Here is a 3,005-nt window from a genome sequence, read left to right on the forward strand (position 1 = left end):
TTAGTTGCGGTAGGAATGCCTCTCACGAGGCACCCCCCGCACAGATCCGTACGTGCGGTATTACCGCATACGGCTCCTGCCTCGGGTGACGACGGCGAAACCGCTCGCTGGGCCAGGGGTGGAGGATACGCGGTAGCGGGAGCCAGGCATCGCGAAAGCGTTTGAAGCGTTCCCACGTCAAGCCCCGTGCTTTCTGGCTTCTGCGCCTCAACGCCTTGAACCAGGCGCGGCTGAGATGGTGCCAGAAAGCTCGAAGCGAGGCCAGATTGTATGGCACCGCGTGATAATTGTAGTACCCCTGGAGCACGGCGCACAGCCAACGAGCGGTCTCTGGAACCGGTCGATGCAGGCGCCGACGCAATTGCCTTTTCACTTGTTGCAGTTTAGCCCGTAAGCGCTTCGCGGCAGTCTGGCGCCGGATGGTGTACTTGCCTCGGCGTGTGCACGAGCAAATATGTGTCATACCCAGGAAGTCAAAGGTCTCCGGCTTGCCTGCGCCGCGCTGCTTACGGTTGATGTTGGCATAGCGGCCAAACTCCAGTAGCCGCGTCTTCTTCGGGTGCAGCGTCAGACCGAACCGATTGAGGCGTTGCGCCACGGCGGTGCGGAAAGCCTCCGCATCGTCGCGGCCTTGGAACCCCATAACGGTATCGTCGGCATAACGTACAATGACCACCCGTCCACGTGCGTGGTGTCTGCGCCACCAATCGGCCCATAGGTCAAACGCGTAGTGAAGGTAAATGTTGGCCAGCAACGGCGAGATGGCTGCGCCTTGAGGTGAGCCCTCGGCGAGATCGAGCCATTGCCCCTCATCGAAGGCGCCTACTCGCAACCATTTCTTGATCAGTCGCAGAATGCGCTTGTCGCCAATCCGGTGGCCAAGAAAGCGCATGAGCCAGTCGTGCTGGATGTGGTCGAAAAACCCCTGGATGTCCATATCCAGAACCCAGTTGACCGGTTGACTGGTCAGGCCGACCCAGAGCGCGTCCAGCGCATCGTGTTGGCTTCGCCCCGGCCGGAAGCCGTAGCTGAAGCCTTTAAAGTCGACCTCGTAAATGGCATTGAGCACCTCCACCAGTGCGCCCTGGACAACCTTGTCCTCCAGGGCAGAGACGCCCAGCAGTCTCTCACTGCCGTCCTCTTTGAGGATGCGTGCTCGTTTGACCGGCTGAGCCCGATAACTGCCCTCTTGTACACTCCGGTGCAGGTCCACGACCCGCTTCTCTGCAATCGGTGCGTAATCTTCCCACCGCACCCCGTCCACGCCTGGACTCGCATTGCGCTTGAGGCGCGCAAAGCTTCCTCTCAGGCACTCCGGCGTTAGGTGGTGCAGCAAGGCAGTAAACTGCAACGCCTTGTCCCTTCTTGCGGCTTCCCGTACACCGATCAGACCGCGCGACACGGCCCCTGGGCTCTGTGTCCCAGTCGTGGGCGCCTGAGCGGTGTTCCCCTTGGCCGAGCCCCTTCGCTCCACGAATTCCTCCGGCTTTTGGCGAGTTTGGTCTTGCTCTCGTTGATTGCCTTCGTTCATCCGCTTCTCCACTACTATGGGCTCGTCCGACTGCCCAACCGCGTTCATGCAGGTCGTTCGGGTCTTTCACCTTCACCTGCCGATCTGATGATGCACTACCCACACCACCAGATACGCGCTGGGCTCTCCCAGGTTCCGTGCATGCTGTATAGAGCTGCGTGCTCAGGGTCTATGACTCCGTGGGGCCCGGCCGGGACTTGCCATTTGCGCCTCGGCCAGTGTTGCCTTCCGTGAACGGGCATACCGTCGGCACCCCAAGGGCGAGAATTTTCGGAGCTCAATACCTGGCCCACAACAACCCCTGTCAACGCTTGCCCACTCCGGTTACCCGTCGCGGCCATGACTCGGGGCCAAGGCGGCTGGCCAGCCTTACCTCGTAGCGCATTTCCAGCGCCACCAACATGCCAGATTAACCTGGCGCATCACCCGGATTTCTCATAGTGCTCCAACAACCTTCGCAGACCAAGCCTGGTAGTGCCAGATCCGAGTGGTCATGGTCGAAGTTGGCGATTATTTAGCCAGTTTCCGGCATTCAGGCACAACTCCCCCTTTCCCCCATTGGTATCGGGCCGGGGGAGCCCGATTATCTACTGGGGCACCAAGCGCTGAACCAGTGCTGAGAGATCGTTCTTGTGTGGATAGCTATCACTCATCAACACCCGTATTCGGCGGGTGTTGCGGATGATGACTGCGCCAACCTTGATCAGCTTCAAGCGCAAGGTGCCGGCACTCATACGTTCGAAGGGCGTGTTTTTCAGATGCACCCGCAAACGCTCGAACAGGGTGTAGGCGAAGCCGGATAAGATCAGCCGCCACTGGTTGGTCCACCAGTGTGTGCTGGAGGTGCGACCGGCAAACAGATCCAGTTGTTGATCCTTGATCCGGTTCTCCATATCACCCCGTGCGCAATACTGTTCGTAGTAGAGCTTGAATCCGTCATCGTAGCGGGAGCTGATAACGAACCGGGGGTTCGGGCCTTGAGGGCCATATTCCAGGCGCGCAACCACCCAGCGTGGCTTATGCCAGCTTCGGGCTTTGTAGCGGAAGCGGAAGGTGCTGGCGAGCTTATGGCCATGAGCCTCGTAGTAGGTCCGGACTTTGTCCATGGCTGGGGCGGCAAGCGCCTCCAGCCGCTGGTTGCGGGCCATGCCTACGATGTAATCCACCTGGTTGCGATCGCACCAGGCCAGCAGTCGGGGCTTGCTGAAGTGGGAGTCGCCCCGGAACACGATCCGGGTCTGTGGCCAATACTCGCGAATAAATCGCACCAGCAGCGCCAGAATGGCCCAGCTGTGCCGGGCATCACCTCGATTGCTGGTGCGCAGATAGCTCACCAGCAAGTGCCTACCGCAGAAGACGTAAAGCGGGAAGTAGCAGTGATGGTCGTAATACCGGTTAAAGAACTTACCCGGCTGGTCGCCGTGCACCGGAATATCGGTGCCGTCAAAATCCAGCACGATTTCCTTGGGCGGCT

Annotated in this window: 2 protein-coding genes; both read right to left on the bottom strand. The window is 59.8% G+C overall.

What is annotated here, in order from left to right; all coding sequences use genetic code 11:
• Nucleotides 1-22: 22 nt before the first annotated feature.
• A complete protein-coding gene (ltrA, locus tag AC13DJ_RS00370) occupies nt 23-1,531 on the bottom strand; it encodes a group II intron reverse transcriptase/maturase (RefSeq protein ID WP_289100014.1) in 1,509 nt (502 codons plus the stop codon).
• A gap of 587 nt (nt 1,532-2,118) precedes the next feature.
• On the bottom strand, nt 2,119-3,005 hold an 887-nt coding region (locus AC13DJ_RS00375; RefSeq protein ID WP_482936963.1), incomplete at its 5' end, for an IS1380-like element ISMaq3 family transposase.

The sequence above is a fragment of the Marinobacter sp. L-46 genome, from assembly GCF_056859535.1.

Excerpts from the sequence above, each read along its gene's own strand:
- ltrA (WP_289100014.1), bottom strand. The coding sequence starts at position 1,531 with ATGAACGAAGGCAATCAACGAGAGCAAGACCAAACTCGCCAAAAGCCG.